25 protein-coding genes are annotated in these 23,063 nt (G+C 64.9%); 11 read left to right on the top strand and 14 right to left on the bottom strand.

Translation table 11 applies throughout. The features are described from left to right. Positions 1 to 80 precede the first annotated feature (80 nt). The 5 genes from trpC (at position 81) to ACSC1P_RS16280 (ending at position 4,392) form a co-directional block, all read left to right on the top strand. Positions 81 to 833, top strand: coding sequence for an indole-3-glycerol phosphate synthase (gene trpC, locus ACSC1P_RS16300; protein WP_435361253.1), 753 nt, complete (start codon positions 81 to 83; stop codon positions 831 to 833). Beyond that, positions 830 to 2,107, top strand: coding sequence for a tryptophan synthase subunit beta (trpB, locus tag ACSC1P_RS16295; protein WP_435361252.1), 1,278 nt, complete (start codon positions 830 to 832; stop codon positions 2,105 to 2,107). Before trpC ends, trpB begins: the two co-directional genes overlap by 4 nt. Then, positions 2,104 to 2,931 (top strand): tryptophan synthase subunit alpha, encoded by an 828-nt coding sequence (gene trpA / locus ACSC1P_RS16290; protein WP_435361251.1) that lies wholly within the window; start codon positions 2,104 to 2,106, stop codon positions 2,929 to 2,931. The genes trpB and trpA overlap by 4 nt, the downstream gene beginning before the upstream one ends. Before the next feature lie 27 nt (positions 2,932 to 2,958). Beyond that, positions 2,959 to 3,759, top strand: coding sequence for a 2-amino-3,7-dideoxy-D-threo-hept-6-ulosonate synthase (locus ACSC1P_RS16285; RefSeq protein WP_435361250.1), 801 nt, complete (start codon positions 2,959 to 2,961; stop codon positions 3,757 to 3,759). 66 nt (positions 3,760 to 3,825) lie between these two features. Then, positions 3,826 to 4,392, top strand: a complete 567-nt coding sequence (locus tag ACSC1P_RS16280) for a SprT family zinc-dependent metalloprotease (RefSeq protein ID WP_435361249.1) — start codon at positions 3,826 to 3,828, stop codon at positions 4,390 to 4,392. Positions 4,393 to 4,416: 24 nt separating this feature from the next. Here ACSC1P_RS16280 and ACSC1P_RS16275 read toward each other — a convergent pair whose 3' ends face one another. From ACSC1P_RS16275 to ACSC1P_RS16265, 3 genes are all read right to left on the bottom strand, one after another. Further along, positions 4,417 to 5,070, bottom strand: a complete 654-nt coding sequence (locus ACSC1P_RS16275) for a helix-turn-helix domain-containing protein (RefSeq protein ID WP_435361248.1) — start codon at positions 5,068 to 5,070, stop codon at positions 4,417 to 4,419. Positions 5,071 to 5,170: 100 nt separating this feature from the next. Then, a complete protein-coding gene (locus tag ACSC1P_RS16270; protein WP_435361247.1) occupies positions 5,171 to 5,593 on the bottom strand; it encodes a hypothetical protein in 423 nt (140 codons plus the stop codon). Between the two features lie 66 nt (positions 5,594 to 5,659). Beyond that, the gene (locus tag ACSC1P_RS16265; protein ID WP_435361246.1) at positions 5,660 to 6,328 is read right to left on the bottom strand and encodes an HAD family hydrolase; all 669 of its coding nucleotides are present in this window, start codon (positions 6,326 to 6,328) and stop codon (positions 5,660 to 5,662) included. A 121-nt stretch (positions 6,329 to 6,449) separates the two neighbouring features. Between ACSC1P_RS16265 and ACSC1P_RS16260 the strand changes: the two genes are divergently transcribed. Then, the gene (locus ACSC1P_RS16260; protein WP_435361245.1) at positions 6,450 to 7,022 is read left to right on the top strand and encodes a hypothetical protein; all 573 of its coding nucleotides are present in this window, start codon (positions 6,450 to 6,452) and stop codon (positions 7,020 to 7,022) included. Positions 7,023 to 7,232: 210 nt separating this feature from the next. Continuing rightward, complete coding sequence (locus ACSC1P_RS16255; protein WP_435361244.1) at positions 7,233 to 8,450, top strand: 3-dehydroquinate synthase II; 1,218 nt, start codon at positions 7,233 to 7,235, stop codon at positions 8,448 to 8,450. Positions 8,451 to 8,468: 18 nt separating this feature from the next. Here the strand turns inward: ACSC1P_RS16255 and ACSC1P_RS16250 are convergent, their stop codons facing one another. From ACSC1P_RS16250 to ACSC1P_RS16230, 5 genes are all read right to left on the bottom strand, one after another. Continuing rightward, positions 8,469 to 9,947: a DUF7289 family protein gene (locus ACSC1P_RS16250; RefSeq protein WP_435361243.1), complete on the bottom strand. Its 1,479-nt coding sequence runs from the start codon at positions 9,945 to 9,947 to the stop codon at positions 8,469 to 8,471. A 100-nt stretch (positions 9,948 to 10,047) separates the two neighbouring features. Then, positions 10,048 to 11,616, bottom strand: a complete 1,569-nt coding sequence (locus ACSC1P_RS16245; protein WP_435361242.1) for a DUF7289 family protein — start codon at positions 11,614 to 11,616, stop codon at positions 10,048 to 10,050. 107 nt (positions 11,617 to 11,723) lie between these two features. Beyond that, on the bottom strand, positions 11,724 to 12,122 hold the full coding sequence (locus ACSC1P_RS16240; RefSeq protein ID WP_435361241.1) for a DUF6677 family protein: 399 nt from the start codon (positions 12,120 to 12,122) through the stop codon (positions 11,724 to 11,726). A gap of 22 nt (positions 12,123 to 12,144) precedes the next feature. Then, entirely contained in the window at positions 12,145 to 12,894 is a 750-nt protein-coding gene (locus tag ACSC1P_RS16235) for a type I 3-dehydroquinate dehydratase (RefSeq protein ID WP_435361240.1), read from the bottom strand. 90 nt (positions 12,895 to 12,984) lie between these two features. Then, positions 12,985 to 13,941, bottom strand: a complete 957-nt coding sequence (locus tag ACSC1P_RS16230) for a transcription initiation factor IIB (RefSeq protein ID WP_435361239.1) — start codon at positions 13,939 to 13,941, stop codon at positions 12,985 to 12,987. Between the two features lie 228 nt (positions 13,942 to 14,169). On the opposite strand from ACSC1P_RS16230, the gene yjjX reads away from it, so the two are divergent. After that, positions 14,170 to 14,682, top strand: a complete 513-nt coding sequence (gene yjjX, locus ACSC1P_RS16225) for an inosine/xanthosine triphosphatase (RefSeq protein WP_435361238.1) — start codon at positions 14,170 to 14,172, stop codon at positions 14,680 to 14,682. 95 nt (positions 14,683 to 14,777) lie between these two features. On the opposite strand, the gene ACSC1P_RS16220 is transcribed toward yjjX, so the two are convergent. Further along, positions 14,778 to 16,619 carry a flippase-like domain-containing protein gene (locus tag ACSC1P_RS16220; RefSeq protein ID WP_435361237.1) on the bottom strand — a complete coding sequence of 614 codons (1,842 nt, stop codon included), beginning with the start codon at positions 16,617 to 16,619 and terminating at the stop codon, positions 14,778 to 14,780. Positions 16,620 to 16,819: 200 nt separating this feature from the next. On the opposite strand from ACSC1P_RS16220, the gene ACSC1P_RS16215 reads away from it, so the two are divergent. Together ACSC1P_RS16215 and ACSC1P_RS16210 are read left to right on the top strand one after the other, a co-directional pair. Beyond that, entirely contained in the window at positions 16,820 to 17,059 is a 240-nt protein-coding gene (locus ACSC1P_RS16215; protein WP_435361236.1) for a DUF7123 family protein, read from the top strand. 166 nt (positions 17,060 to 17,225) lie between these two features. Continuing rightward, positions 17,226 to 17,711 (top strand): HTH domain-containing protein, encoded by a 486-nt coding sequence (locus tag ACSC1P_RS16210; RefSeq protein ID WP_435361235.1) that lies wholly within the window; start codon positions 17,226 to 17,228, stop codon positions 17,709 to 17,711. Positions 17,712 to 17,732: 21 nt separating this feature from the next. Here the strand turns inward: ACSC1P_RS16210 and ACSC1P_RS16205 are convergent, their stop codons facing one another. The 5 genes from ACSC1P_RS16205 to pyk form a co-directional block, all read right to left on the bottom strand. Continuing rightward, positions 17,733 to 18,347: a winged helix-turn-helix transcriptional regulator gene (locus tag ACSC1P_RS16205; protein ID WP_435361234.1), complete on the bottom strand. Its 615-nt coding sequence runs from the start codon at positions 18,345 to 18,347 to the stop codon at positions 17,733 to 17,735. 42 nt (positions 18,348 to 18,389) lie between these two features. Continuing rightward, the gene (locus ACSC1P_RS16200) at positions 18,390 to 19,595 is read right to left on the bottom strand and encodes an SPFH domain-containing protein (RefSeq protein WP_435361233.1); all 1,206 of its coding nucleotides are present in this window, start codon (positions 19,593 to 19,595) and stop codon (positions 18,390 to 18,392) included. 105 nt (positions 19,596 to 19,700) lie between these two features. Continuing rightward, entirely contained in the window at positions 19,701 to 20,249 is a 549-nt protein-coding gene (locus tag ACSC1P_RS16195) for an NfeD family protein (protein ID WP_435361232.1), read from the bottom strand. 60 nt (positions 20,250 to 20,309) lie between these two features. Continuing rightward, on the bottom strand, positions 20,310 to 20,627 hold the full coding sequence (locus ACSC1P_RS16190; protein WP_435361231.1) for a DUF7312 domain-containing protein: 318 nt from the start codon (positions 20,625 to 20,627) through the stop codon (positions 20,310 to 20,312). Positions 20,628 to 20,726: 99 nt separating this feature from the next. Further along, on the bottom strand, positions 20,727 to 22,481 hold the full coding sequence (gene pyk / locus ACSC1P_RS16185) for a pyruvate kinase (RefSeq protein ID WP_435361230.1): 1,755 nt from the start codon (positions 22,479 to 22,481) through the stop codon (positions 20,727 to 20,729). Positions 22,482 to 22,665: 184 nt separating this feature from the next. On the opposite strand from pyk, the gene ACSC1P_RS16180 reads away from it, so the two are divergent. After that, entirely contained in the window at positions 22,666 to 22,953 is a 288-nt protein-coding gene (locus tag ACSC1P_RS16180; protein WP_435361229.1) for a GYD domain-containing protein, read from the top strand. Positions 22,954 to 23,063: the final 110 nt, after the last annotated feature.

Here is a 23,063-nt window from a genome sequence, read left to right as displayed (position 1 = left end):
TTCCTCGTCCCCACTCGACCACGATTCACGGCCAATCGTGCGCAAGGTTTATGAACAGATTAGCACATCAATGTACATTGATGAACGCTACTGACGATATCGCGCCTGCGGTTCGGTCCATATTGGACGCCGCATCGCAGCGCACACCACCGAACGGTCGGGTTTCCGTCCGTTCACGGTCGCTGGTTGACGCGCTCGCGGCCGCCGACCGAGACGGGCGCACACCCGTCATCGCGGAGGTGAAACCGACCAGTCCGACGACAGCGGGCGTCCGCGAGGACGACCCGGTCGAACTCGCGCGCGAGATGGTCGCGGGCGGGGCGGCGGCCATCTCGGTGCTCACCGAACCCGAGCACTTCGGCGGGTCGACCGAGACCTTGACCAAGATTCGGGAAGCGGTCGATGTACCAGTCCTCCGTAAGGACTTCGTCCTCGACGAGGCACAACTCGACGCCGTCGAGGCCGACGCGATTTTGCTCATCGCGAGGTTCCTCGACGACCTCGACGGGATGCTCGCGGCCGCCAGAGAACGCGGCTTCGAACCGCTCGTGGAAGTTCACACCCGCGATGAACTGGACCGCGCACTCGCGGCCGGTGCGACCCTCGTCGGCGTGAACAACCGCGACCTCGCCGAACTGACCGTCGACCTCGGGACGTTCGAGGCACTCGCCCCGCACGTCCCCGACGACGTGACGGTCATCGCCGAGTCGGGCATCGCGACGCCCGAAGACGCGCGACGGATGCGCGACGCCGGGGCAGATGGACTCCTCATCGGCAGTGCGATTATGGCCGGCGAGGTCCGAGACACGACAGAGGAGTTGGTCAACGCATGAGTACGGACGAACAGCGAGGCGAGACAGGAGAACAGACCCGCCCGGGAACCTTCGGCCGCTACGGCGGTCAGTACGTCCCTGAAGCGTTGATGCCTGCGGTACTGGAGCTACAGGACGCGTACGAGCGTTACGTCCTCCAGAACGAGGACGGCTTCATGGACGAGTTCCGTCGTCGACTGCGCGACTTCGGCGGCCGGCCGACGCCGCTCCAGCGCGCCGACCGACTCAGCGAGGAGTGGGACACCGAGGTCTACCTGAAGCGTGAGGACCTGCTCCACGGCGGCGCACACAAACTGAACAACGCGCTCGGCCAGGTCCTGCTGGCGAAGTACATGGGCAAAGAGCGCATCGTCGCCGAGACTGGCGCGGGCCAGCACGGCACCGCGACGGCGATGGCCGCGGCCCACCTCGACTTCCCCTGCGAAGTGTACATGGGCACCCGCGACATCACCCGCCAGCGCCCCAACGTCTTCCGAATGCGCCTGAACGGGGCCGAGGTGAACCCCGTCTCCGCAGGCCGTGGCACGCTCAAGGAAGCCATCAACGAAACGATGCGCGACTGGGCGACGAACGTCGAGGACACCCACTACGTCATCGGCTCCGTGGTCGGGCCACATCCGTTCCCGGCGATGGTTCGTGACTTCCAGTCCGTCATCAGCGAGGAAGCCCGGAAGCAGATTCGTGAGCAGGCCGGTCGACTGCCCGATTCGGTCGTCGCCTGCGCGGGCGGCGGCTCGAACACGATGGGTGCGTTTGCCAATTTCGTCGATGATGACGCTGTCCAACTGTTCGCCGTCGAAGCCGGTGGCTCTTCCCTGACTGTCGACGAGGAAACCGGCGTCGCGCCGAACTCTGCCTCGCTGTCGACCGGTTCCGAGGGTGTCCTCCACGGCGCGCGGACCAAGCTCTTGCAGGACCGCGACGGGAACGTCGTCGAGAGCCACAGCATCTCGTCTGGCCTCGACTACGCGGGTGTCGGCCCGGAACTCGCACACCTCGTCGACACGGGTCGCGTGACCCCCGTGACGGTCGACGACGACGCGGCGCTGTCGGCGTTCCACCACCTGAGCCAGCACGAGGGCATCATTCCCGCACTGGAGTCGGCCCACGCGGTCGCCTTCGCCCGAGAGAACCCCGAGAAATTGGGCGACGTGACCATCGTGAACGTCTCCGGTCGCGGCGACAAGGACCTCGAAGCGGTTATCGAGGAGACGGAGAAGCGGGACATCCCGAACGCGCCCGACATGGATGTTTTTGCCGAGGTGGGCAAATGAGCGACCTCGACTCCGTGTTCGACGAACCCGCCTTCGTCCCGTACCTCTGCGTCGGCGACCCGAGCATCGAGCGCTCGAAGGAGTACGTCGAAGCCCTCGTCCGCGGCGGCGCGGACGTGGTCGAACTCGGCCTGCCGTTCTCGGAGCCCATCGCGGAGGGGCCGACGATTCAGGCCTCCGTGGTTCGCTCGCTCGAAGCGGGCGTCACGCCCGAGACGTACTTCGAGTTCGTCGACTCGCTCGACGTGGACGTGCCGCTCGTCTGCATGACGTACTACAACCTCATCTACCAGTACGGAGACGAGGACGGCCCGCGACCGTTCGTCGAGCGCGCCGCCGAAGTCGGTCTCTCGGGCTTCGTCGTGCCGGACCTGCCCGCAGAGGAGTCCGGCCCGCTCCGCGAAGCCTGCGACGAGTTCGGCCTCGACCTCGTCTTCATCGTCGCGCCGACGACGAAAGGCGAGCGACTCGAACGGATGATGGCACAGACATCGGGCTACGTCTACGTGCAGGCGAGACTCGGCACGACGGGCGCGAGAGACGACGTGAGCCACGAAACCGCCGACTCTCTCAGTCGCCTCAGTCAGTACGACATTCCCAAGGCCGTGGGGTTCGGAATCTCTACCGGAGACCATGCACGGGACATCGTCGCTGGCGGGGCCGACGGCATCATCGTCGGCAGCGCCCTCGTGGATATCGTCGCCGAGTTCGGCGACCCCGACGGCGACGACGTACCAGACCGCCTCGAAGCGAAAGCTTGCGAACTCAAGCAGGGCGCACTCGACGGGGCCTCGCAACGTGTACCCGAACCAGAAGGGAGATAACCCATTGTTTGCTAACTATTCACATACATGAACACAGACACAGGAATCCAGGCGCGGTTAGACCGCATCGGGACAGACGGCAAATACGTCATCGTCCCGATGGACCACGGTATCACACTCGGTGCAGTACAGGGGCTGAAAGACATCGAATCGACCATCGACGCGGTGACCCGCGGCGGGGCCGACGCGGTCCTGACCCAGAAGGGTATCGCACCGCGCGTCCACGGCAACAAGAACGGCGCAGGCTACATCGTCCACCTGAACGCCTCCACGACCATCGGACCGGACGCGAACGACAAGCGACTCACCGGCACCGTCAAAGACGCACTCCGCGTCGGGGCCGACGCCGTCTCGTTCCACATCAACGTCGGCTCGAACCACGAACCCGACCAGCTCGCCGAACTCGCCGAACTCACGAGCGAGGCCGCCGACTACGGCCTCCCCGTCCTCGCCATGGCCTACGCCCGCGGCCCGGACGTAGACAGCGCAGACCCCGAAGCCCTCGGCCACGCGGTCCGCCTCGCCGAGGAAATCGGTGCGGACATCGTGAAGACCGGCTACTCCGGTGACGGCGACTCGTTCCAGCACGTCGTCGAATCGACCCGGCTCCCGGTCGTCATCGCCGGCGGTTCCCGCGGCACCGACCGCGAGACCGTCGAGATGGTCCGCGGGGCGATGGACGGCGGCGCGGCCGGTGTCTCGATGGGTCGCTCCATCTTCCAGCACGAAGACCCCGAGGGCATCGCGCGTGCGGTCGCTGCCATCGTCCACGACGACGCGAGCGTCGACGAGGCGCTCAAGCGCGGCGGCTTCGCGATGGAAGTCTAACGCTCTCCTGACGCATACTCGATTCTCGCCGGAACCTTTACCCACCGAGCCTGCGCGCTCCGAACCGTGACGACCGGGACACCCGACCCCGACACGCCGGCCGACCTCTGCGCGTGGGCGCGGAGCTACGCCGCCACGGTCGACATCGACGTCGACCTCGACGCCGTCTCGTGGGAGGTGTCCAAACGTGCGAAACGACGCGCTGGAGCCTGTCGCTACAACCCCAGCGACGAGACCTGCACCGTCGTCCTGACGTGGCGCGCCTATCAGGCCTACGGCTGGCGCACCTTCACCGACACAATCCGGCACGAACTCGTTCACGTCTGGGAGTTCCAACAGTTCGGTGAGTCCGGACACGGCGCGCGCTTCCGCGAGAAAGCCGCCGAACTCGACGCGCCCAGACACTGTGACCCCTTCTCCGAACCGCGGTACGTCCTCGTCTGTTCGGCCGCCGACTGCGACTGGCGGGCGACCCGACATCGCGCCTCGGAACCGGTCAAACGACCGGCCGACGGCTACCGCTGTGGCGACTGTGGTGAACGGTATGCGGTCGAACACGTCGCCTCTGGCGAGCGCTGGCGAACGAACGACGGGTTCGAGCGGGCACGGCAAGCGCTCGGTGACGACTGGTGAGCAACCCGGCGAAGCTTCGGCCGCTCACTCGTCGAGGAACGCGCTGACGAGTGCTGACTCGGCCTTGCCGAGGTGATTCGACACGGTACTCGGCGCGATGTCCATCGCCTCGGCGATGGCTTCGACCGTCGTCTTTGCCGGAACTTCGTAGTAGCCCATCTCGTGCGCGCTGCGGAGGACTTCGCGCTGGCGGGCCGTCACCGTGGCACCTAGTGGATGCGTCCCATCGAAGTGACTCAGTCGTTGCACGTCGGTCTCCATCGCGTCCGGGAGGGCGTCAAGCGCCTGCTGGACCTCGCTCGCGTCGCCGACCATGCCGAACGTGAGCGCCCCGTCCGGCCCGAAGACGAGTGGCGGCAGGGCGACCAGACTCGTGGACGCGAACGCCTCGTAGAGGGCGACGCTGCCTGGAACTGGCTCCTCTACGACGTAGAGATAGAACGACTCCTCGTCGGCCTCGACGAGGTCGTACTCGACGACGGAGTCGACCGCGGCCAGTGCTGGCTCGTAAGGCCCACGCTCGCCGTACACGCGAAAGAGGGCGACGAACGCCGCCTCGTCGTCGACGTTCCAGTGCCACATCTCGCTTCGGTCGACCACGTCGGACCGGTCGACGAGTGCGTGCATCGGGTGGCGCTCTTCGGGCGGGTACCGCAGTCGAACCTGCACGTAGCGCATGGTTGTCCGTCCTTCCCGAGGGGAGTTAGCCCCACCGGAGACGACGACCGCAAGTACCACAAACGAGAAAGTCGGGACGAAGAAGTAGCCCCCGCGCACACTACGACACTTGCTCGTCGCCGAGAACGAGCCGAATCGCGAACAGGTCCGTCTCCCACGTCAGATACGCCGGTTCGAGATACCGCGGAACGGTCGTCGTCGGCTGAGCATTCTCGTACTGTTGGTTTCTGTGGTCTTGCACTCGGTCCGTGAGCGACTGCAGCGCGTCCGGCGACGGTGGACAGACTCGATACTCGCCTTCGTCGCGTGCCGTTTCGAGAATCGCTCGCTCCGATTCGGGGAGGTCCGAAAACACGATTGGCGCGATCTTCGAGCGTCGCTCGTCGTCGAGCGAGGCGTCGTCGAGCCTGAGCGTTCTCGCTTCCATCTCACCACAGCCGCCGGCGAGCGACTGGAGCGCAGAACAGCCAGAGAGCGCGGCGAGACTCGCACTCGTGGACAGGAGGAGGGCACGTCGGTTCACGTGTGGTCGTCTCCACAGGCCGGTAAATACTTTCAGTCAGACAGGTTTCGCCACCTGCCCTGCGACTCAGAACACCGACGCCAGTTCGCCCACGGAGTCGAGCGTGTGCGTCGGCTCGTGGTCGCCCAGTCCGCCCGTATCGTCGTACGGGACCCAGACCGAATCGATGCCCATCGCGTTCGCGCCGCCCACGTCCGCGTGCAACGAGTCGCCGACGTGAATCGTTTCGGCGGGGTCGGCGTCCAGCGCGGCGAGCGCGCGCTCGAACGGTGCCGGGGCCGGTTTCGGGTCGACGCCGTTTCGCGGGTCGACGTACACTGCGGCGTCGAAGGCGTCGGCGATGCCGAGCGAATCGAGTTTCGTGGTCTGGCTCGGTTCACCCCCGTTCGTGACGAGGCCGACCGCGTCTGCGTGGTCGCGGGCCGCGTCGAGGGCGTCCGTCGCTCCCTCGCGGAAGCGAACCTGCGAGTGGTCGATGCAGTCGGCGTGAGCGTGTGCGAGGGCGGGGGCAGGCACCTCGCCCGCGTCGGCCTGCTGGGCCACAGCGGTGAAGACGTTCTCGTAGAACTGCAGTTCGGTCTGAGCCGTCGGGAGGGTCGGGACGACCGCACCGAGGTCGTCGGGGTCACAGAAGCGCTCGACGCCGGCGGCGTCGAACGTCGCGGAGAGGAGCGCATCCGAGTCTTGCTCGGAGACGCAGAGGGTGCGGTCGAGGTCGAAGAGGACCGTCGTCATTTCACCACGCTTGGACACGGTCGACCAAAGACCTGTCCTGTCGCGCCGGGCGAGGCGCGACGTCCTGAATTCTTGAAATCTCTCGGAAAGTGATTAGTAGTCCGACCATGACTGTCCTGCCATGTCAAATTCAGATACCTCCACGGCGCAGTCGGACGTCGTCACCCTCGGCACCATCGCCGACGTGATGACCGACCGAAGCCTCTTGCGTCCCTTCTTCGCCGTCCTCCTCACTGTCACAGCCGTCGGTCTCGCGCTCGGCCTGTTGCCCGTCCTCCTCGGCGGATTCGGTGCAGACACGTTGTACCAGACCGCCGACAGCGAGACGACGCAGGTGAACGTCCAGCAGGTGACGCAGAATCAGATAGCCAGACTCGTCATCACGCTCGTCCCGTACTTCGTACCGATGGTCGCCGCGCTGGTCGCGTTCGTCGCGGGCCACCACGGTGAGGAGTCACGGACACGGACTGTCCTGCCGGTCGCTGCGGGAGCGTTCGTGGGCAGTCTCCTCTGCTTCGTCGTCGCGGTCGTCGTCGCGCACAGCCAGTACGTGCCGGGCGAGGAGACCATGCTCTTTCGCGACGGGGTCCCGCCCCTCGACATGGCGAATGTGTTCGTCAACGCGATACTCGTCTCCCTGACCGGGGCAATCGGCGCGCTGTTGTCGGGCCTGTCGGGTACCTTCCTGCGCTAACACTGGTTGGAGAGGAGAAGAGACGGTGTGCCGGGTCGTTCGCACTCACACCGCTTTCCTGTGTGAACGGGTCAAGAGATTCTGTGCAGGGGGAAGAGCGACCGACGCGTGACCGAACGGTCGTCTCCACCGCCCGTCCCGCGTGAAACGGGCAGACGGATATCCGCCACTTCCGCCACGTTCAAGCAACGTCCACACGCAGTCGGATGTATGACTACGGAGCGCGAAGTCTGGCTGAAAGCCGACGACACCGTCGGCGACTGGGACGCCCAGAAACGACGCATCACAGCGGGACTGGAAGCCGGCGTGGACTGGGTCCTCGTCGACGAGAAAGACGTGTCGAAAGTTCGTGAACTCGGGGCGGTGAACGTCGCGGCCTTCCGCGAACGTGGCGACGTAGACATCATCGCCGACGCCGAGAGCGACGACGAGGAGGTCGACGAGATAGAGCGCGATGGCGGCCACGCGGAACCGGACGCCTACGTCGTCGGCAAGGGCGGCGAGGGCGACGGCACCATCGACATCCCGAACGACCTCTCCGGCTCGGCCGACCTCACGACCATCCGCCGCGGCAACGCACAGGCTGCCTACGTCAGAATCGCGGGCAAAGAGTACGAGGCGTTCGCCGAGGCCGCTGCCGACGACGCCGACTACACCATCGTCGTCGGCGAGGACTGGAAGATTATCCCCCTGGAAAACCTCATCGCCCGTATCGGCGAGGAGACGACGCTCGTCGCGGGCGTCGAATCGGCCGCCGACGCTCGGACCGCCTTCGAGACGCTGGAGTCGGGGTCCGACGCGGTCTTGCTCGACAGCGACGACCCCAGCACGATTCGTGACACGGTCGCCGCTCGCGACGCCGCCGACCGTGAGAAGTTGGACCTGACGTGGGCCGAAGTCACGAGCGTCGAACAGACCGGCAGCGCCGACCGCGTCTGCATCGACACCGGGTCGCTGCTCGAACACGACGAAGGGATGCTCGTCGGCTCGATGGCGCGCGGTCTGGTCTTCGTCCACGCCGAGACGGCTGAATCGCCGTACGTCGCCTCGCGTCCGTTCCGCGTGAACGCCGGGGCGGTCCACGCCTACGTGCGGACCCCAGACGGCGGGACGAAGTACCTCTCCGAACTGAAGTCGGGCGACGAGGTACAGGTGACGGACACGGCGGGCAAGACTCGCGAGGTCATCGTCGGCCGAGCGAAGATTGAGACGCGCCCGATGTTCCGTATCGAACTCGCGGTCGAGACCGACGAGGGCGAAGACCGCGTCGAGACGCTGCTCCAGAACGCAGAGACCATCAAGGTCCACACGCGAGAGGGTCGAAAAGCGGTCACCGCGCTGGAACCCGGTGACGAACTGCTGCTGTACTACGAGGACACGGCCCGGCACTTCGGCGAGGCTATCGAAGAGTCCATCATCGAAAAGTAAGGGCCGAAGCAGTCGGTCTCAGTCGTCGTCTTCTTCGATTATCACCTGATTGTTGTCGATGCGAATCGAGAAGTCGCCGTTGCCGTCCCACGCCTGTTCGATGGTGACGAGGACGACCGCGTCGTTGTAGTCCGGGTCGCCGGAGCCCGACGCACTGTCGGGGTCGGCGTTCGGCTGTGAGAGTTCGTAGAGGAACACGACCTCGTTCTGTGGGAGGTCGAGTCGCCCGCTGTCGTCGATGCGCGAACCGAGGATAGCCGAGAGGTTACGCTGTTCCGGCCCTGCCTCGTTGAAGTCGGGCACCTGTTGCCCGTCGCGCAGGAGGACGAGGTTCGAACTCTGGCTGTTGGAACTGATGGCGATGCGTTCACCGCCGACGTCCGTACACCGATACTGGTCGTACGGCGAGCCGCCGACCATCGTGTCCTGCCCCGAATCGGCGTAGTTGCCACAGTACCACGAAGTGGCACGGACTGTGATGTTCGTCCCGGCGGGATACTCGGGAGTGTCGAACGACTGGCGCTCGGCGAGCGTCGGGTCGTTCACGTCGTCGTCGGCCGGTTCGCCTGCGAGCCCGTCGGCCGGATTCCCGTCGGGCCACGGCGTGAACACGTCCGGGCCGGCGACGGTGGTGAACGTCGTCGGACCATAGTAGATCAGGTCACCACCCAGCCCGGAGAGTTCCGTGCCGAGCACTTCGACAGTCGCCTCGAACCGCGTGTTGGCGCTGACGGAGTTGTTCGAGGAGTTCACCGAGAAGTTCTCGCTGTCGATGAAGAGACCGACCGATGCGGTCTCCGCGGCCGGGTCGACGCTCGTCGTCGACGCGTTGAGTTCGTCCTCGAAGTAGCGTCCCCACGCCCGATAGAAGTCGCTTCTGACCGTGACGGTCACGTTGTCGGCCGGGAAGCAGCCTGGACTGTCGTACAGGTCTGCGAGAATCCGACTGGTCGACCCAGAGTCGGTCCGCTCCTGTATCGCACGGAGTTCGCTCGCACTCCCGTCGACTTCGCCCGAGACGTTCGTGAGCGAGACGTGCAGTTGCCCGTCGAGGTAGCGGATGTCGGGCGGAGTGACCATCACGGCCCCGCTCTCGGTCTCTTTCCAGATACCGCCGACCTCGTAGGCGAGTTGGTTCCCGGCGTCGTCCCGATACCGTAGACTCCCGATGTCTACCGTGGCGGCACACGACGGCCGGTCGTTCACCTCGAACCAGAGGGTTCCGTTCTCTACGACGTGATACTCCCCGTCGGTCTGGCCGAGTCCGACGACGACCGGCTCGCCATCGGGGCCACCGAGACTCCCGTCGACCTCGTGTAGCGTCGACTCGGCTGCGTCGAGCGTCGCCTGTTCCTGGAGCGACGTCATCGCGACCGAGCCGAACAGGAGGAGCGTCGCCACCCCAATGGCGACCATCCCGAACAGCAACACGAGTCCGAGTATCTCGGAAATTGACCGCGTCCCACCCCCCGCTGAAATGTCAGTGGGAATTACCATTCTCTCTTGAACCTGGCATATCCAGGGTGGTGAAAGACCTTCAACCTAGGCGGATAATTCCGCCAAACCGAGGTTGAATCAATGATTAATGTCGGTGAATCTACTCGTCTTCGTCCGACTCCTCGACCACGATGGCGGTCTGGTCGACCCGCAGTGCGAAGTTCTCCGGTGACCCGACACCCTGTTCGACGATGGTGACGAGGACGATGGCGTCGTTGAAGTCGCCGCTCGACTCGTCCTCGTTCAGGTCGTACAGGTACAGCGCCTGATTCGACTCGAGGTCGACGTGCAAGTCGCCGTCGGCGTCGGTGTACAGGCGGTCAGACCCGAGGATGGTCGCCGGGTTTCGCTGGCCGCTGTACGCGTTCGTAAACCGTCCACTCGGGACGCCCAACTCGTCACCGTCGACGAGTAACTTGATGAGGTCCGAGTCGTCGGTCGAACTGAGGTTTCGCAGTTCGTGGTCGGCGGTCTGGTCCCACGCACAGACGTAGTCGTTGTACGTCGACCCGCGAACCGGGTTCCGTAGGCCGGTCCACTCGACGTTCTCGTTCGGTGGGTCCGTCTCGACGCCGTAGGGGCCACAGAAGTACGAGGTGGCGGTCACGGCGATGCGGGTCCCGCCCCGGCCGCGAACGTCGTAGGTGAAGTAGTCGCCGTTGGACGGGTCGTTCACGTCGTCGGCGAGTCCCGGTCCGCCAGCCTCGGGCGAGAGGTCGAGCGCGTCGTCCGGGTCGCCGTCGGGCCACGGCGTGTGCGACGTCCCGTTGACCGCGACCTCGAACGACACCGGCAGGTGGTAGTTGTCGTAGTAGTAGCCGGGGTCGTCGTTCCCGTGGTTCTGTACGGTCGAGAACGCGTGGCCCAGTACTTCGATGTGGGCCGTGAACGTCGTGTTCGCGGTCACCGTGTTGTTGCTCTCGTTCACGGCGAGCGACGACCCGCGCAGTGGTACCGTGACCGTCGCCGTGTTCGTCGCGTCCGTCACAGTCGCCGTCGAGGCGTTGAGTTCCTCGGCGAAGTATCGGCCCCACGCCTCGTAGAAATCGCTCTCGACTGTCACCGTCACGTTCTCCGGCGGCAGGCAGTCGTCGCTGCCGAACAGTTCGTCGCGGAGTTCGCCGTTCGCCTGCTTCCCGCGCGAGGTCGACTCGTACGCCGTCACGCCATCGACGCTACCCGAGACGCCACCGCTGACGTTCGTGACACCGAAGTAGAGTTGGCCGTCGTCGTAGCGAATCGTCGGCGGCGACACCAGCACGGTGCCGCTCTCGGTCTGTTTCCAGATGCCGCCAGCCTCGTACGCGAGGCGATTGCCGTCGCCGTCGCTGTAGCGCAGGCTTCCGACGCCGATGCTCCCCGTACAGTTGGCGTGACCGTTGACGGCGAACGTGAGCGAACTGTCGTCGACGACACGGTAGTTCCCACGCTGGCCGAGGCTAACGCCGACTGGGCTCGACCCCGCCGACGAAACGCGGCTATCGAACTGGGACATCGTCATCTCGGCGGCAGAGAGCGTCGTCCGTTCTTCCAGCGTATCCAGTGCGACCGTCCCGTACAGTAAGATAGCCGCGGCACCGATGGCGACGAGCCCGAACAGCAAGACGACACCGAGCAGTTCGGACGCCGCTCGTGTCTCGTCGTCGTCAGTGGGAGGGCCGGAGAGCATCGAACGTTCTTGGCCACAAGATACTCATACGAAATGATGAATGTATGCGAAAATTTCGCCGAGAGACTGCTGAGTAAAAAATTCCTGCGCTCGCTGTCGCCGGCGCGTCACCGACGGAGGTCGTTCAGCTCGTGGGCGCACCACGGACAGAAGTTGATGTCGCGGTCGAGTTCACGACCACAGCTCGGACAGCGTGGGCCGCCCTCGTCCGACCGGGCGGCCGTGGTCCCGACGAAGTAGGCGTCGGTCATCGCGGCGACCTGTACGATGGTCAGCGCGATACTCTCGCCGGTCGACACCTGCTCCATCGTCGACTCGGCGGCCTGCAACACGGCGTCCACCGACCCGACCGATTCGGTGGCCATCTGCGGGACCGCGAGTGTCGCAACGGTGACCGTGAAGCCGAGGAAGAAGAGCGCGCGTACCCAGCGCCGCAGGTAGAGATGCCCGGACCCCGGGAACAGAAACGAGAGGACGACTGCGACGATGACGCGAACTCGCACCATGGGCCGGCTTGACGACGCTCGTTCAATAGCGTTCGGGTTTCGCCGACAGGTCGTCCAGCGCGCGACCCATCGTCTCCAGGTCGAGTTGGCCCGGTGCGGTCGCCTTCGCCGGGTCGACCGGTGCGTAGCCGATGCGTGAGCCGTAGGCGGGGGCGACGACGCGCGAGTGACTGCCGATGGTCCCCATCGCCATCGTCGCCACACAGTCGCCCTCTGCGTCGAACTCCCGTGTCACGGCGAGCAACGAGAGCACGTCCAGTGGTTCGGTCGCGGTGACGGCGACCTTCCCCACGTCGCCGACCTCGCAGGCTGCGTCTAACATCTCGGCGATGTCTTCTGCGGCTGGCGTCCCGTCGAAGTCGTGCGCGGAGACGACGACACTCACGCCGTGGTCGCGGGCGTGTTCGACGACACGAGACGCGTCGTGGGCCGCTCCCGGCGCGTCCGCACTCGGACCACCGTCACCGACCGCGAGCACCACATCGGCGGTCTGGACGGCTGCTAGTTCTACGTCGATGGCTTCTACGGCGTCGAACTCGGCGGCGGCGGCGAGGTCGTCCAGTCGGCCCGCGTCGTCTGCTGCCTCGCCACCTTCCCACGCGACGCGGTTCGTCGCAAGAATCGGCAACTCGCCGTCGTAGTCGTCGAGTGCAGCCAGCGGGTCGTCCGCGAGGTCCATCCGGAACTCGACGGCATCGGCGTGTTCGCGTGCCGTCGGCTCCTCGCGCAAGTCGCTACTGCTCGCACACAGCACGAAGGAGTCGAAGTCCATACTGGCAGGTACTGCGGCATCGGGGAAAAGCGTGCGCGAAGCGTCAGTGTTCGCTCGGTCGGTGCGTCTGTGCGCAGCGAAGTACGGAACTCAGACGAGACCGAGGTTGTCCTCGGCTTCGAGGAGTTCGTGGTAGCGGTTGCGGATGGTGACCTCAGAGATGTCCGCGACGTCGCTGACTGCGGCCTGCGTCGTCTTCTCGTTCGTCAGGAGCGAGGCGGCGTAGACGGCGGCGGCGGCGAGGCCGACCGGCGACTTGCCGGAGTGGACGCCCTTCTCCTTGGCGTTCTGGAGCAGTGCACGGGCGCGGTGCTCGGCCTCGTCGGAGAGTTCGAGTCCGGACGCGAAGCGCGGGACGTAGCTCTCGGGGTCGGCCGGGCGGACTTCGAGCCCGAGTTCGCGGACGACGTAGCGGTACGTGCGCGCGACCTCGTTCTTCTCGACGCGCGAGACCTCGGCGATCTCGTCGAGGCTGCGCGGGACGCCAGCCTGTCGCGCGGCGGCGTAGACGGCGGAGGTTGCGACACCTTCGATGGAGCGACCGGGGAGCAGGTCCTCGTTCAGCGCGCGGCGGTAGATGACGGAGGCCGTCTCGCGGACGTTCTTCGGCAGGCCGAGCCCGCTGGCCATCCGGTCGATTTCGCCGAGTGCCTGCTTCAGGTTGCGCTCTTTGGAGTCACGGGTGCGGAAGCGCTCGTTCCACTTGCGCAGGCGCTGCATCTTCTCGCGCTGGCGCGAGCCGAGCGAGTTGCCGTAGGCGTCCTTGTTCCGCCAGTCGATGTTCGTCGACAGGCCTTTGTCGTGCATCGTGTTCGTCGTCGGCGCGCCGACGCGGGACTTCTCGTTCTTCTCCTGAGCGTCGAATGCGCGCCACTCCGGGCCGCGGTCGACGTTGTCCGTGTCGACGACGAGACCACAGTCGACACAGACGGTCTCGTTGCCCTCGTTGACGACTTTGCCGTCACATTCGGGGCACTGGACGCTGCTCGCTTCTGTTTCCTCCTCTTCGGTACTGCTGACTCGGGTTCTGGTTCGTGCGTTTGGCATGGGTGCGAAGGCGGGGGCTACCGGGGGATACTTCTCGGAAGAACCCGGAAGCGCTGGTGCTGTAAACAGGCGATGCAATGCCCCTTATTAAGACTTTTGGAATTCTTGTACGTATCCCCGGAATTGTCCCGTTATTCGTCTAATCTCTATCGAAACGCGAAAGGATTATATAGTGCTGTTCGAGGGGCGATGACAAGGCACATTTCGTCGGAGAACCGAGGTTGATTCATGCGAATCGGAGTCGGGAGTCAGAACCCCGTCAAGGTCGCGGCAGCCGAGCAGGCACTCGAAACCCTTCCCGGTGCAGTCGTCGAATCGGTTCGAGTAGACTCGGGCGTGCCCGAACAGCCACGCGGCCTCGACCAGACCGTCGAGGGTGCGGAGAATCGCGCCCGCGCAGCGTACCAGTCCGGCCCGTACGACCTCGGCATCGGCATCGAAGGCGGTGTCGCCGAACTCGTCGCCGACGACTACTCGCTGGTCATGTGGGCAGCCGTCTTCGACGGGAGTCGGTTCGAGCGCGCCGCCGGGCCGAGCATCCGGTTGCCCGACCGCGTCGCGCTGCGCGTCCGCGACGGCGAGGAACTCGGCCCCGTGATGAACGACGAGTTCGACCGCGACGACGTGGCCAGAAGCGAGGGTGCCATCGGCGTCTTCACCGCTGGTGCGGTCACCCGACAATCTGCTCTGGAGAGCGCCGTCTCGGGCGCGCTCGGTCCGTTCGTCTCGGGCCAGTACTGAGTCACGGGTCGCGGTTTCTCGAATCGTTCTTCGGCGGAATACGGCAGGACGAGCAACAGTGACGGTGAACGCTGGTAAAAACGAGTTCGGTCCGATTAGTCCTGCGCGACGGCTTCGGCTGCCTCGCGCGCTTCTGAGCTCTCTTCGACCGCTTCAGTGAGCGAGACGTTGAGCGAGACCATCGACGCCGCGCCGCCGAGGACCGTCACCACGTTCTTGACCGCGTGGTCGACGACCGCCGCCGCGAGCGCGAGTTCGACGCCGACACCGGGGGCGAGACCGACGACGAGCGCCGTGAACGCGCCCTCGTACAGGCCGATGCCACCCGGCGAGAGCGGGAGGACCTTGGCGAGGTTCCCGACGCTGACCGCGAAGAACGCGACCGCGAGCAGCGTCACGGCCGAGAGGTTCGTTCCGATGCCGAGTGCGAGCATGACGACGATGGCCGTCAGCACGTCGAACGTCCAGATGAGCAGGCTGCTCAGCCCGACGGTGGTGAACGCACGGGAGTCGCCTGCAACCGTCTGTACGTCGCCGACGAACCGTTCGAGCACGTCCGCGACCATTCCGGCGTAGGAGTCATCGGAGAGGCGCTCGACGAACGGCCGGACGAGGTTGCGGTCCGAGCGTGCGGATGCGACGATGGCCAGCACTGCGACGATGGCCGCACTACCCACGCCGACTGCGACGTAGGAGGCGTAGCGCGCCGCGGACTGGTACTCCGCGGGGACCGCGCTACCGGCCACGGCGGCGGCGATATCGTTCGCGTTACCCGTCGCAACCAGTCCGAGCATCACCGTCCCGGCGAGTGCCGTGATGGTGAGCAAGTCGAACACGCGCTCGACGGCGAGCGACGCGACCCCGGAGGAGTACGGGATGCTCCGCCGAGCTTTCATCACGTATGCCCGGACCCCGTCACCGAGACGGGCCGGGACGACGAGGTTGCCGGTCTGGCTGATGAAAATGGCTCCCGTGAGGAATCCCACGTCACCGTCGTAGCCAATTTCACGCAGGATGTCGCGGTAGCGCAGGCCGCGTAGCGGCCAGGAGACGAGGTAGACGACCGCCGACGCGGCGACGAGCGTCATGTTCGCGCCCGCCATGTTGTTCAACACCTTTTCGGGGTCGAGGTAGACGAACACCATCAGCGCGACCGCGAGTAGGCTGAGGACCGACCCGGCGACGATGCCCATCTGGCGGGTGGCCCGCGGCTGGACCGTCAGCTCCCACCAGGTACGGAAAATCTGACTGCCCATCCCGAACACGTCGCGGACGAGGTCGACTTTCGTGTCGCCTTTCGGCTCCCAGTCGACGGCGAACTCCTTGACGCGGTAGCCCCGACGCTGGGCCTTGACGAGCATCTCGGTGTCCCAGAACCAGTGTTCGTCCTGGACGTCCGGCATGAGGTCCATCAGCGCGTCCCGGTCGAACGCTTTGAACCCGCACTGGTGGTCGCGCAGGTCAGAGCGCAGGAACAGTCGCGTGAGGAAGTTGAACCCCATACTGGGGACGCCACGCTTCGCGGGCCGGTCGGCCTCGCGCCCGGACATCCAGCGCGACCCGGTGGCCACGTCGTACTCGCCCGAGCGAATGCTCTCGACGAGTTCTTCGAGGTGGCGCATGTCCGTCGCCATGTCCGTGTCGAAGTAGACCAGCGTCTGGCCGTTACTCGCCCGGAAGGCGTGTTCCAATGCGCCACCGCGGCCGAGGCGTTCGTCCGAGTGGAAGTGCCGAACGCGCTCGTCGGCGGCGGCCATTTCGTCTGCAATAGCTGGCGTCCGGTCGTCACAACCGTCTTCGGCGACGATGACTTCGAACGAATCTTCGGGGAGGAAAGACGAGAGCGTCGAGAGGGTCGTCTCGACTGTCTGTCGTATCGTCGCCTCCTCGTTGTACGCGGGGAGGACGACGCTTACTGCGACCGACTCCGTACTCATTACCACATATCTCCGGCAGCCGTTCGTAAGTAGCTTCTGAAGGTTCAAACGACCGTTTCGTTGGTCCCGTTAACCACCCGTACCAACGGACCAATCGAAACAGTTGCAATCGTGAATTGTAGCCCAGAAAATCGCAAGACAGCGTGGCATTAACTCCCTGTACCAAACCCCCTAAGGGAACACGTACCAATGACTGTAGTATGAGCACCAGTTCCGCCGCCCAACCAGACCTCTCGGACAAACAGCGACGCATCCTCGGCTACCTTCGCGAGAAGGGCCAGATGAAGACGTACTTCAAGTCGCGGCTCATCGGCGACGACCTCGGTATGACGGCGAAAGAGGTCGGCACGAACATGACCGCCATCCAGAACGGTGAGTTCGACGTGACCGTCGAGAAGTGGGGCTACTCCTCCTCGACGACGTGGAAGGTCTCGGTATAACACACTGATTGCCCCACGACACGACGTTTCGGTCCCCTGTCATCCTCCCCATCCCCCATCCGTTTTCACGCACCACAACTTGCGAGTACCTCGCTCGAAGCATGCAGATGTTGCCGGTAGACGGCAAGCTTAATAATGAATAATGATGAAGGATGTGTGGGGGAAGATGACTACCCATACACCCATCGAACTCGACGTCTACCTGCGAGCGTACGCTCCCGTTTCGGGCGCACAGGAGTCCGTCCTCTCGCAGGCACGCGACCTGGTCGACGCGGGCGTCGCCGAGTCGCTCGACGTCCACGACTGGCCGAGTGCAATCCGGGCCGACCGCTCGACGCCGGTTTCACGCCACTACGAAGACTTCCAAGACTGGGCGAGCGACGCTGGCGTCTGTATCGACCAGGCGTTCGCACACAGCCGAGCGTACAACCAGTTCACCGACGAGACGCGTGAGGTACTCCGCCCACCCATCGTCTCGCTCACGGTGCGACGAGGCGACGAGTTACGCGCGGTCCTCCCGTGTACGGTCGGCGATGCGCACGTCAGCGTCGGGCAGTATCTCGACGCGCTCGCTCGCGGTGACGATCTGCTCGGCACGCTCGACACGTCGTCGAACGAGCGCGAAGAAGAACGGCCGGTACTCACGGCCTAATCTCGGTTCGACCGCCGTTTCTTACCGTTCTATTCGGACCAGCGCATCGGCCTCACCGGCGAGACGCGCTGCGTTCGCGTCGAACGAATCCGCGTACCTGACGACGAGCATGAGGACTGTCTCCGGTCGTTCGACCTGATAGCCGTCGTCGCGCGAGAGCAAGCCAGCACTCTCCAGTTCCTTGGCGTACTTGCTCACCGTCGGACGAGACACGCCGAGTGCCTCGGCCAGCGAGGCACCGGTCGCCTCCGGGTCGCGGAGCAACTCGACCAGCATCCCGCGCGGCGTGTCGCGGCGGAGGTAGCCGAGTGCACGCTTCTGGAAGTCGGAGAACTGGTCTGCCGTGTACAGGCGCTTGTAGTCGCCGTCGCGGTACACCTCCACGGTGCCCCCATCGACGAGTCGGCGCAGGTGGTGCTGTGTCTCACCGGTGCCGAGCTGGAGGTCGTCGCGGAGTTTCGAAAAGTGGGCACCGGGCGTGGCGGCGAGATAGCCCGTTATCGCGTCGCGGACGTCGCTCTCGCCGGTGTCGTCAGCGCTGGCGCCGCCAACGAAGGGACTCGCGGCACCGAGCGCCGCGAACCGCCGGAGCGTCGCGCGTTTCTGTTCGTCGACGTCACCACCGCCTTGGCCCATGAGTTAGTGTTCGTTAAGCGACTCAGGAGATAAAAGGCTTCCCTACTTTTCCGTCTCCGTCTCTTTCTCCGGTTCGCCCATCTTCTCTTTCGCGTTCGTGAACGTGTCGGACATCTCGTCGCTCACGTCGTAGTCGCCGCCGGTCATCTCGTCGTCGGCCTCTTCGATGACCTCGTCGGCCTGCTTTATCTCGGATGGGTCCTTGCCGGCCTTGACGGCCTGGGCCTGCTTCTCCATCTTCTCGGTGTCGAGTTCTGCTTCCTCGTCGATGGCACCGATGATGTCTTCAATGTCGTCGAGACCGAGCATCTCGCGGGTGTCGGCGTCGAAGTCCCGACTGTCGAGGGCTGCCTCGGTCTCTTTGATGTCGCTGCCGGTCAGGTGCTTGCCATACCGACCGAGCATCGAGGAGAGTTCCTGCGGGAGCACGAACGTCGTCGAGTCGCTGGTACCGATCTCTGCGAGTGTCTCCATGCCCTTGTCGATGACGGCGCGCTCGCCCATCGATTCCGCGGACTTCGCGCGGAGGACGGTCGAAATCGCGTCACCCTGTGCTTCGAGGATCTGACTCTGCTTTTCACCTTGTGCGCGGATGATGTTGGACTGCTTCTCACCCTGTGCCTTCTCGACGGCACTGCGGCGTTCACCCTGCGCTTCGAGAATCATCGCACGGCGACGACGCTCGGCGGAGGTCTGTTGCTCCATCGCCTGCTGGACGTCTTTCGACGGGTTGACCTCGCGGACCTCGACGGACTCGACGCGGACACCCCACTCGTCGGTGGGTTCGTCGAGTTCCTCGCGGATTCGCGCGTTGATCTCCTGGCGCTTGTTGAGCGTGTCGTCGAGTTCCATGTCACCGATGACGGCACGGAGCGTGGTCTGCGAGAGGTTTCGGACCGCGTTCTCGTAGTCGTCGACTTCGAGGAACGCCTTCTTCGCGTCCATCACGCGGATGTAGACGATTGCGTCGGCGACGACCGGCGAGTTGTCGCGCGTGATGGCCTCCTGCGGCGGCACGTCGAGCGTCTGCGTACGCATGTCGAAGCTCTTCGTACTGGAGACGAACGGCGGCACGAGGTGGAAACCGGGTTCGAGCAGGCCGCGGTACTGGCCGAGTACCGTCAGCGTGCGTTTTTCGGTCGGCTGGACGATTTTGACTGCGGACGCCAGTGCGACGATTATCAGTACCCCGATAATCACACCGACGAACGCGAGTGCTGGTCCTACCTGCAACGGTATCGGCTGCATAATATCACCTCGCGAACCTGATTACAAAAGCCTTCCTGTTTACAATCCGACTTATTTGCTTTCGGATAAGGGTTCGAGACGTCCGCTGGCGATGGGGTAACCGGCCTATGCGAGTTCGTTCTCGCTCTCACGGTCGGTCTCGTCGCGGCCTTTCCGGAGTTCGCGGTCGATCTCGTCCTCGGCCTCGGCGGCCATGACGGTGAGAATGTTGCCACCGCCAGGGTCGGTGACGTACACGTTGGTGCCGACGGGAATCTCGTCGCCCAACTCGCTCCGGGCGCTGTAGTTCGGGTCGAATCCGCCCTCATCGAGTAGGCGAACGCTCCCGCTGGTCGAGGTCACGGTCTTCGTGACGCGTGCCCGCGCGCCGCGCAGGTCGTTCGAACTCTTCGTCTGGCCGGTGTCCGTCCCCTTGTAGAAGTCGAACTCGCGGTAGACGTAAAACGTGAGGAGGCCGACGCCGAGCACCATCGCGGCCAGCGCGAACGGCGACGCGAGCGGGCCGAACAACATTCCGGCGAGGCCAGCGACGAACAAGGCGATACCGATGACGATGAAGTGCGCCCCGGGGACGATCGCCTCGGCTATCATGAGTCCAGTTCCAGCGAGGAACAGGAGCATCGGCAACGTCTGCGCGTCGATGAGCGGGGCCATGTTGGTGCCTTGGGACCGTCGCGGATTAATATTTTGCTGACGATTCGGACGGGGAACCGATTAGACGAGCAGTTCGGCGACGTGGACGAACAGGCCGACCATGGCCAGCACGCCGACGATGACGAACAGCGCGTTCTCGGCGTCGATACTTCCCGCCTCGATTATCTCGTTGGGGTCGTACGGTGGCCGCTGCTCGACGGGCGTCGGGTCGATAGTGTCGTACTCCTCGTCGAACAGAGAGTCGTCGGTTCGCTGGTCGCCGTCGGCTTCACGCGCGTTCTCGACGCGCTCGGTGTCGTGGGCCGCGGCTTCGCGGTCGACTCCGTCGCCGTGGCGACTGCCCGGCGTCTCGTCGACAGAATCGGCGTCGTCAGTCACATCGTACCGTACGCGCTGTGGCTACAAGAACGCCGGGGTCGTCGGTGTGAAAAGGCAGCGCCGACCGGTGGTCACCCGTCCAAAACGACGGGTTCGTCCTCAGCGTGCCTGCTGGTTTCGCTGTCGGATGGCTCCCTCGTAGACGACGCCACGCTCGGCGTCGATGGTGACCGTCGTTTCCTCGTCGAGTCGGGTCAGGTCCGCGCCAGAAATCATCGGAATGCCGACCTCGCGGGCGATCATCGCCGGATAGCCAGTCATGCCGGGCCGGGCGTCGACGATGCCAGCTAGTTTGGACACGTCACCGGTGAACTCGCCGTCGAAATCGTGGTCGAGTGCGACGATACTGCCTTCCGGCACCTCGGTGAGGTCGCCGTCCTCGACGTGGCGAACCGGACCGGAGACGTACCCCGTGACGACACCGCGGCCGGTGGCGACCGTCTCGGCCGCGACGTGGACCTTCAGCATGTTGGTCGTCTGTGCGCCGTCGAGTTCGGTCATCATCCCGGAGAGGACGACGACGGTGTCACCACTCTCTGCGACACCCGCGTCCAGTGCGGCCTGCACCGCGTTCTGGACGACGGCGTCGACCCCGCCCTCGGCGAAGGGCGCGTACTGCGCGTTGACACCCCACGAGAGGGCGAGTTGGCGGCGGACGCGGTCGGTCGGCGTCGTCGCCACGACCGGCACACCCGGGCGGAACTTCGCGGTCTTCAGCGCAGTGTACCCGGACTCGGACGCGGCGACGACCGCGCTCGCACCGATGTCTCGCGCGAGGTAGCGCGCAGAGCGTGCCAGTGCGTCAGTGCGGGACTCGCTCGCCGCCGGGACGCGCTGTTCGCGGGTCTCGGCGTACTCCTCGCTGCCCTCGACCTGTCGGACGATGCGGTCCATCGCCTGCACGACGCGGACCGGGTGGTCGCCGACGGCGGTCTCCGCGGAGAGCATCACGGCGTCGGTGCCGTCCAGCACGGCGTTCGCCACGTCGGAGGCTTCGGCACGGGTCGGGCGTCGCTCGTGGACCATCGAGTCGAGCATCTCGGTCGCCGTGATGACCGGGGTGCCGTTGTTCCGGCACTTGCGGATGATACGCTTCTGTATCATCGGCACGTCCTCCATCGGGCACTCGACACCGAGGTCGCCGCGAGCGACCATGATGCCGTAGCTGGCCTCGATGAGCGCGTCGAGGTTGTCCACTGCGCCGGCACGCTCTATCTTCGAGACGATGGGGATGTCCGCCCCGAACGATTCGAGGACTTCGTTGACTTCGATGACGTCTCCGGCGTCGCGGACGAAACTCGCGGCGACGAAGTCCGCGCCGGTCTCGGCCGCGAGTTCGAGGTCCTTGCGGTCCTTCTCCGTCACCACGTTCACGTCGAGGTCGACGCCGGGGACGTTCACGCCCTTTCGTCCACCGAGTTCACCGCCCATCTCGACGGTGGCGACGACTTCACCGTCTTCGACGCGCTCGACGGTCGTCTCGATTCGCCCGTCGTCGAGCAGGATGCTGTCGCCGGGCTCGACCGCCGTGAGCTGATACGAGAGGCCGATACGCTCCGGCGTCGCTTCGTCACCCTCGTAGAAACGGACCGTCGAGTCGGTCTCGATGTCGATGGGTTCCTCCAGCGGGGCGGTCCGAACCTCCGGCCCCTGGAGGTCTATCATCGTCGCCAGTGGATTATCCGTCTCTTCGTCGACGCGTCGAACCCGGTCGACGAGCGTCTGTCGCTCCTCGTAGGTGCCGTGACTGGAGTTGATGCGCGCCACCGACATCCCGCCGTCTGCCAGTGCCCGGATGCGACTCACCGAGTCTGTCGCTGGGCCGAGCGTACAGACGATCTTCGCGTTTCTCATACCTCGGTCTACGACCCTCTTCGGCAAAAATCCCGGTGGTTAACTCGTTTCCGAGTACCAACACTGTTACCGATGAACGCCCTCGGCTGTCCGTCCGGGTTTCCGCAACGAACCCACCGCTTGCTTGCGATTCCCAATTCGGATTGGGTGGCGAATTACCAACGGTGGCGCGCTAGTCGCGGGCATGGGTACGTACACTTCCCTCGTCGAAGTCCGTGACCGAAACGTGAACAACGCACAGGAGCTGGCGACTATCTGGGGACAGTTGCGGACGGAAGTCGAGGAGTTCGACGCCGAGATTCAGGACACCTACGCCGTGCTCGGTGACTACGACTTCATCGTCGTCTTCGACGCCGAGGGCCGCGACGAGGCGTTCAAGGTCTCACTCGCGATGGAGCGACACGGCCTCGACATGCAGACGATGGAGGTCATCCCCACGGACGAGTTCGCGGAACTCGTCACGGACATCTGAGGCGGCGTGGGCGATTTTTCGTCTGGCAGCTACGACGACCGTTTACAGGCGTGACGAAAGTCACGGCCTCCAACACGAACGGCTGTCGAAAAACGTAGGGGTGGCCGCTG

Origin of the sequence: Haloarchaeobius caseinilyticus (genome assembly GCF_051207395.1) — an archaeon.
Classification (GTDB): Archaea; Halobacteriota; Halobacteria; order Halobacteriales; family Natrialbaceae; genus Haloarchaeobius.
This window is presented reverse-complemented; position numbering and strand designations above follow the sequence as displayed.

Excerpts from the sequence above, each read along its gene's own strand:
- trpC (WP_435361253.1), top strand. The coding sequence starts at position 81 with ATGAACGCTACTGACGATATCGCGCCTGCGGTTCGGTCCATATTGGAC.
- trpB (WP_435361252.1), top strand. The coding sequence starts at position 830 with ATGAGTACGGACGAACAGCGAGGCGAGACAGGAGAACAGACCCGCCCG.
- trpA (WP_435361251.1), top strand. The coding sequence starts at position 2,104 with ATGAGCGACCTCGACTCCGTGTTCGACGAACCCGCCTTCGTCCCGTAC.
- ACSC1P_RS16285 (WP_435361250.1), top strand. The coding sequence starts at position 2,959 with ATGAACACAGACACAGGAATCCAGGCGCGGTTAGACCGCATCGGGACA.
- ACSC1P_RS16275 (WP_435361248.1), bottom strand. The coding sequence starts at position 5,070 with ATGCGCTACGTGCAGGTTCGACTGCGGTACCCGCCCGAAGAGCGCCAC.
- ACSC1P_RS16265 (WP_435361246.1), bottom strand. The coding sequence starts at position 6,328 with ATGACGACGGTCCTCTTCGACCTCGACCGCACCCTCTGCGTCTCCGAG.
- ACSC1P_RS16260 (WP_435361245.1), top strand. The coding sequence starts at position 6,450 with ATGTCAAATTCAGATACCTCCACGGCGCAGTCGGACGTCGTCACCCTC.
- ACSC1P_RS16255 (WP_435361244.1), top strand. The coding sequence starts at position 7,233 with ATGACTACGGAGCGCGAAGTCTGGCTGAAAGCCGACGACACCGTCGGC.
- ACSC1P_RS16250 (WP_435361243.1), bottom strand. The coding sequence starts at position 9,947 with ATGGTAATTCCCACTGACATTTCAGCGGGGGGTGGGACGCGGTCAATT.
- ACSC1P_RS16245 (WP_435361242.1), bottom strand. The coding sequence starts at position 11,616 with ATGCTCTCCGGCCCTCCCACTGACGACGACGAGACACGAGCGGCGTCC.
- ACSC1P_RS16240 (WP_435361241.1), bottom strand. The coding sequence starts at position 12,122 with ATGGTGCGAGTTCGCGTCATCGTCGCAGTCGTCCTCTCGTTTCTGTTC.
- ACSC1P_RS16235 (WP_435361240.1), bottom strand. The coding sequence starts at position 12,894 with ATGGACTTCGACTCCTTCGTGCTGTGTGCGAGCAGTAGCGACTTGCGC.
- ACSC1P_RS16230 (WP_435361239.1), bottom strand. The coding sequence starts at position 13,941 with ATGCCAAACGCACGAACCAGAACCCGAGTCAGCAGTACCGAAGAGGAG.
- yjjX (WP_435361238.1), top strand. The coding sequence starts at position 14,170 with ATGCGAATCGGAGTCGGGAGTCAGAACCCCGTCAAGGTCGCGGCAGCC.
- ACSC1P_RS16220 (WP_435361237.1), bottom strand. The coding sequence starts at position 16,619 with ATGAGTACGGAGTCGGTCGCAGTAAGCGTCGTCCTCCCCGCGTACAAC.
- ACSC1P_RS16215 (WP_435361236.1), top strand. The coding sequence starts at position 16,820 with ATGAGCACCAGTTCCGCCGCCCAACCAGACCTCTCGGACAAACAGCGA.
- ACSC1P_RS16210 (WP_435361235.1), top strand. The coding sequence starts at position 17,226 with ATGACTACCCATACACCCATCGAACTCGACGTCTACCTGCGAGCGTAC.
- ACSC1P_RS16205 (WP_435361234.1), bottom strand. The coding sequence starts at position 18,347 with ATGGGCCAAGGCGGTGGTGACGTCGACGAACAGAAACGCGCGACGCTC.
- ACSC1P_RS16200 (WP_435361233.1), bottom strand. The coding sequence starts at position 19,595 with ATGCAGCCGATACCGTTGCAGGTAGGACCAGCACTCGCGTTCGTCGGT.
- ACSC1P_RS16195 (WP_435361232.1), bottom strand. The coding sequence starts at position 20,249 with ATGGCCCCGCTCATCGACGCGCAGACGTTGCCGATGCTCCTGTTCCTC.
- pyk (WP_435361230.1), bottom strand. The coding sequence starts at position 22,481 with ATGAGAAACGCGAAGATCGTCTGTACGCTCGGCCCAGCGACAGACTCG.
- ACSC1P_RS16180 (WP_435361229.1), top strand. The coding sequence starts at position 22,666 with ATGGGTACGTACACTTCCCTCGTCGAAGTCCGTGACCGAAACGTGAAC.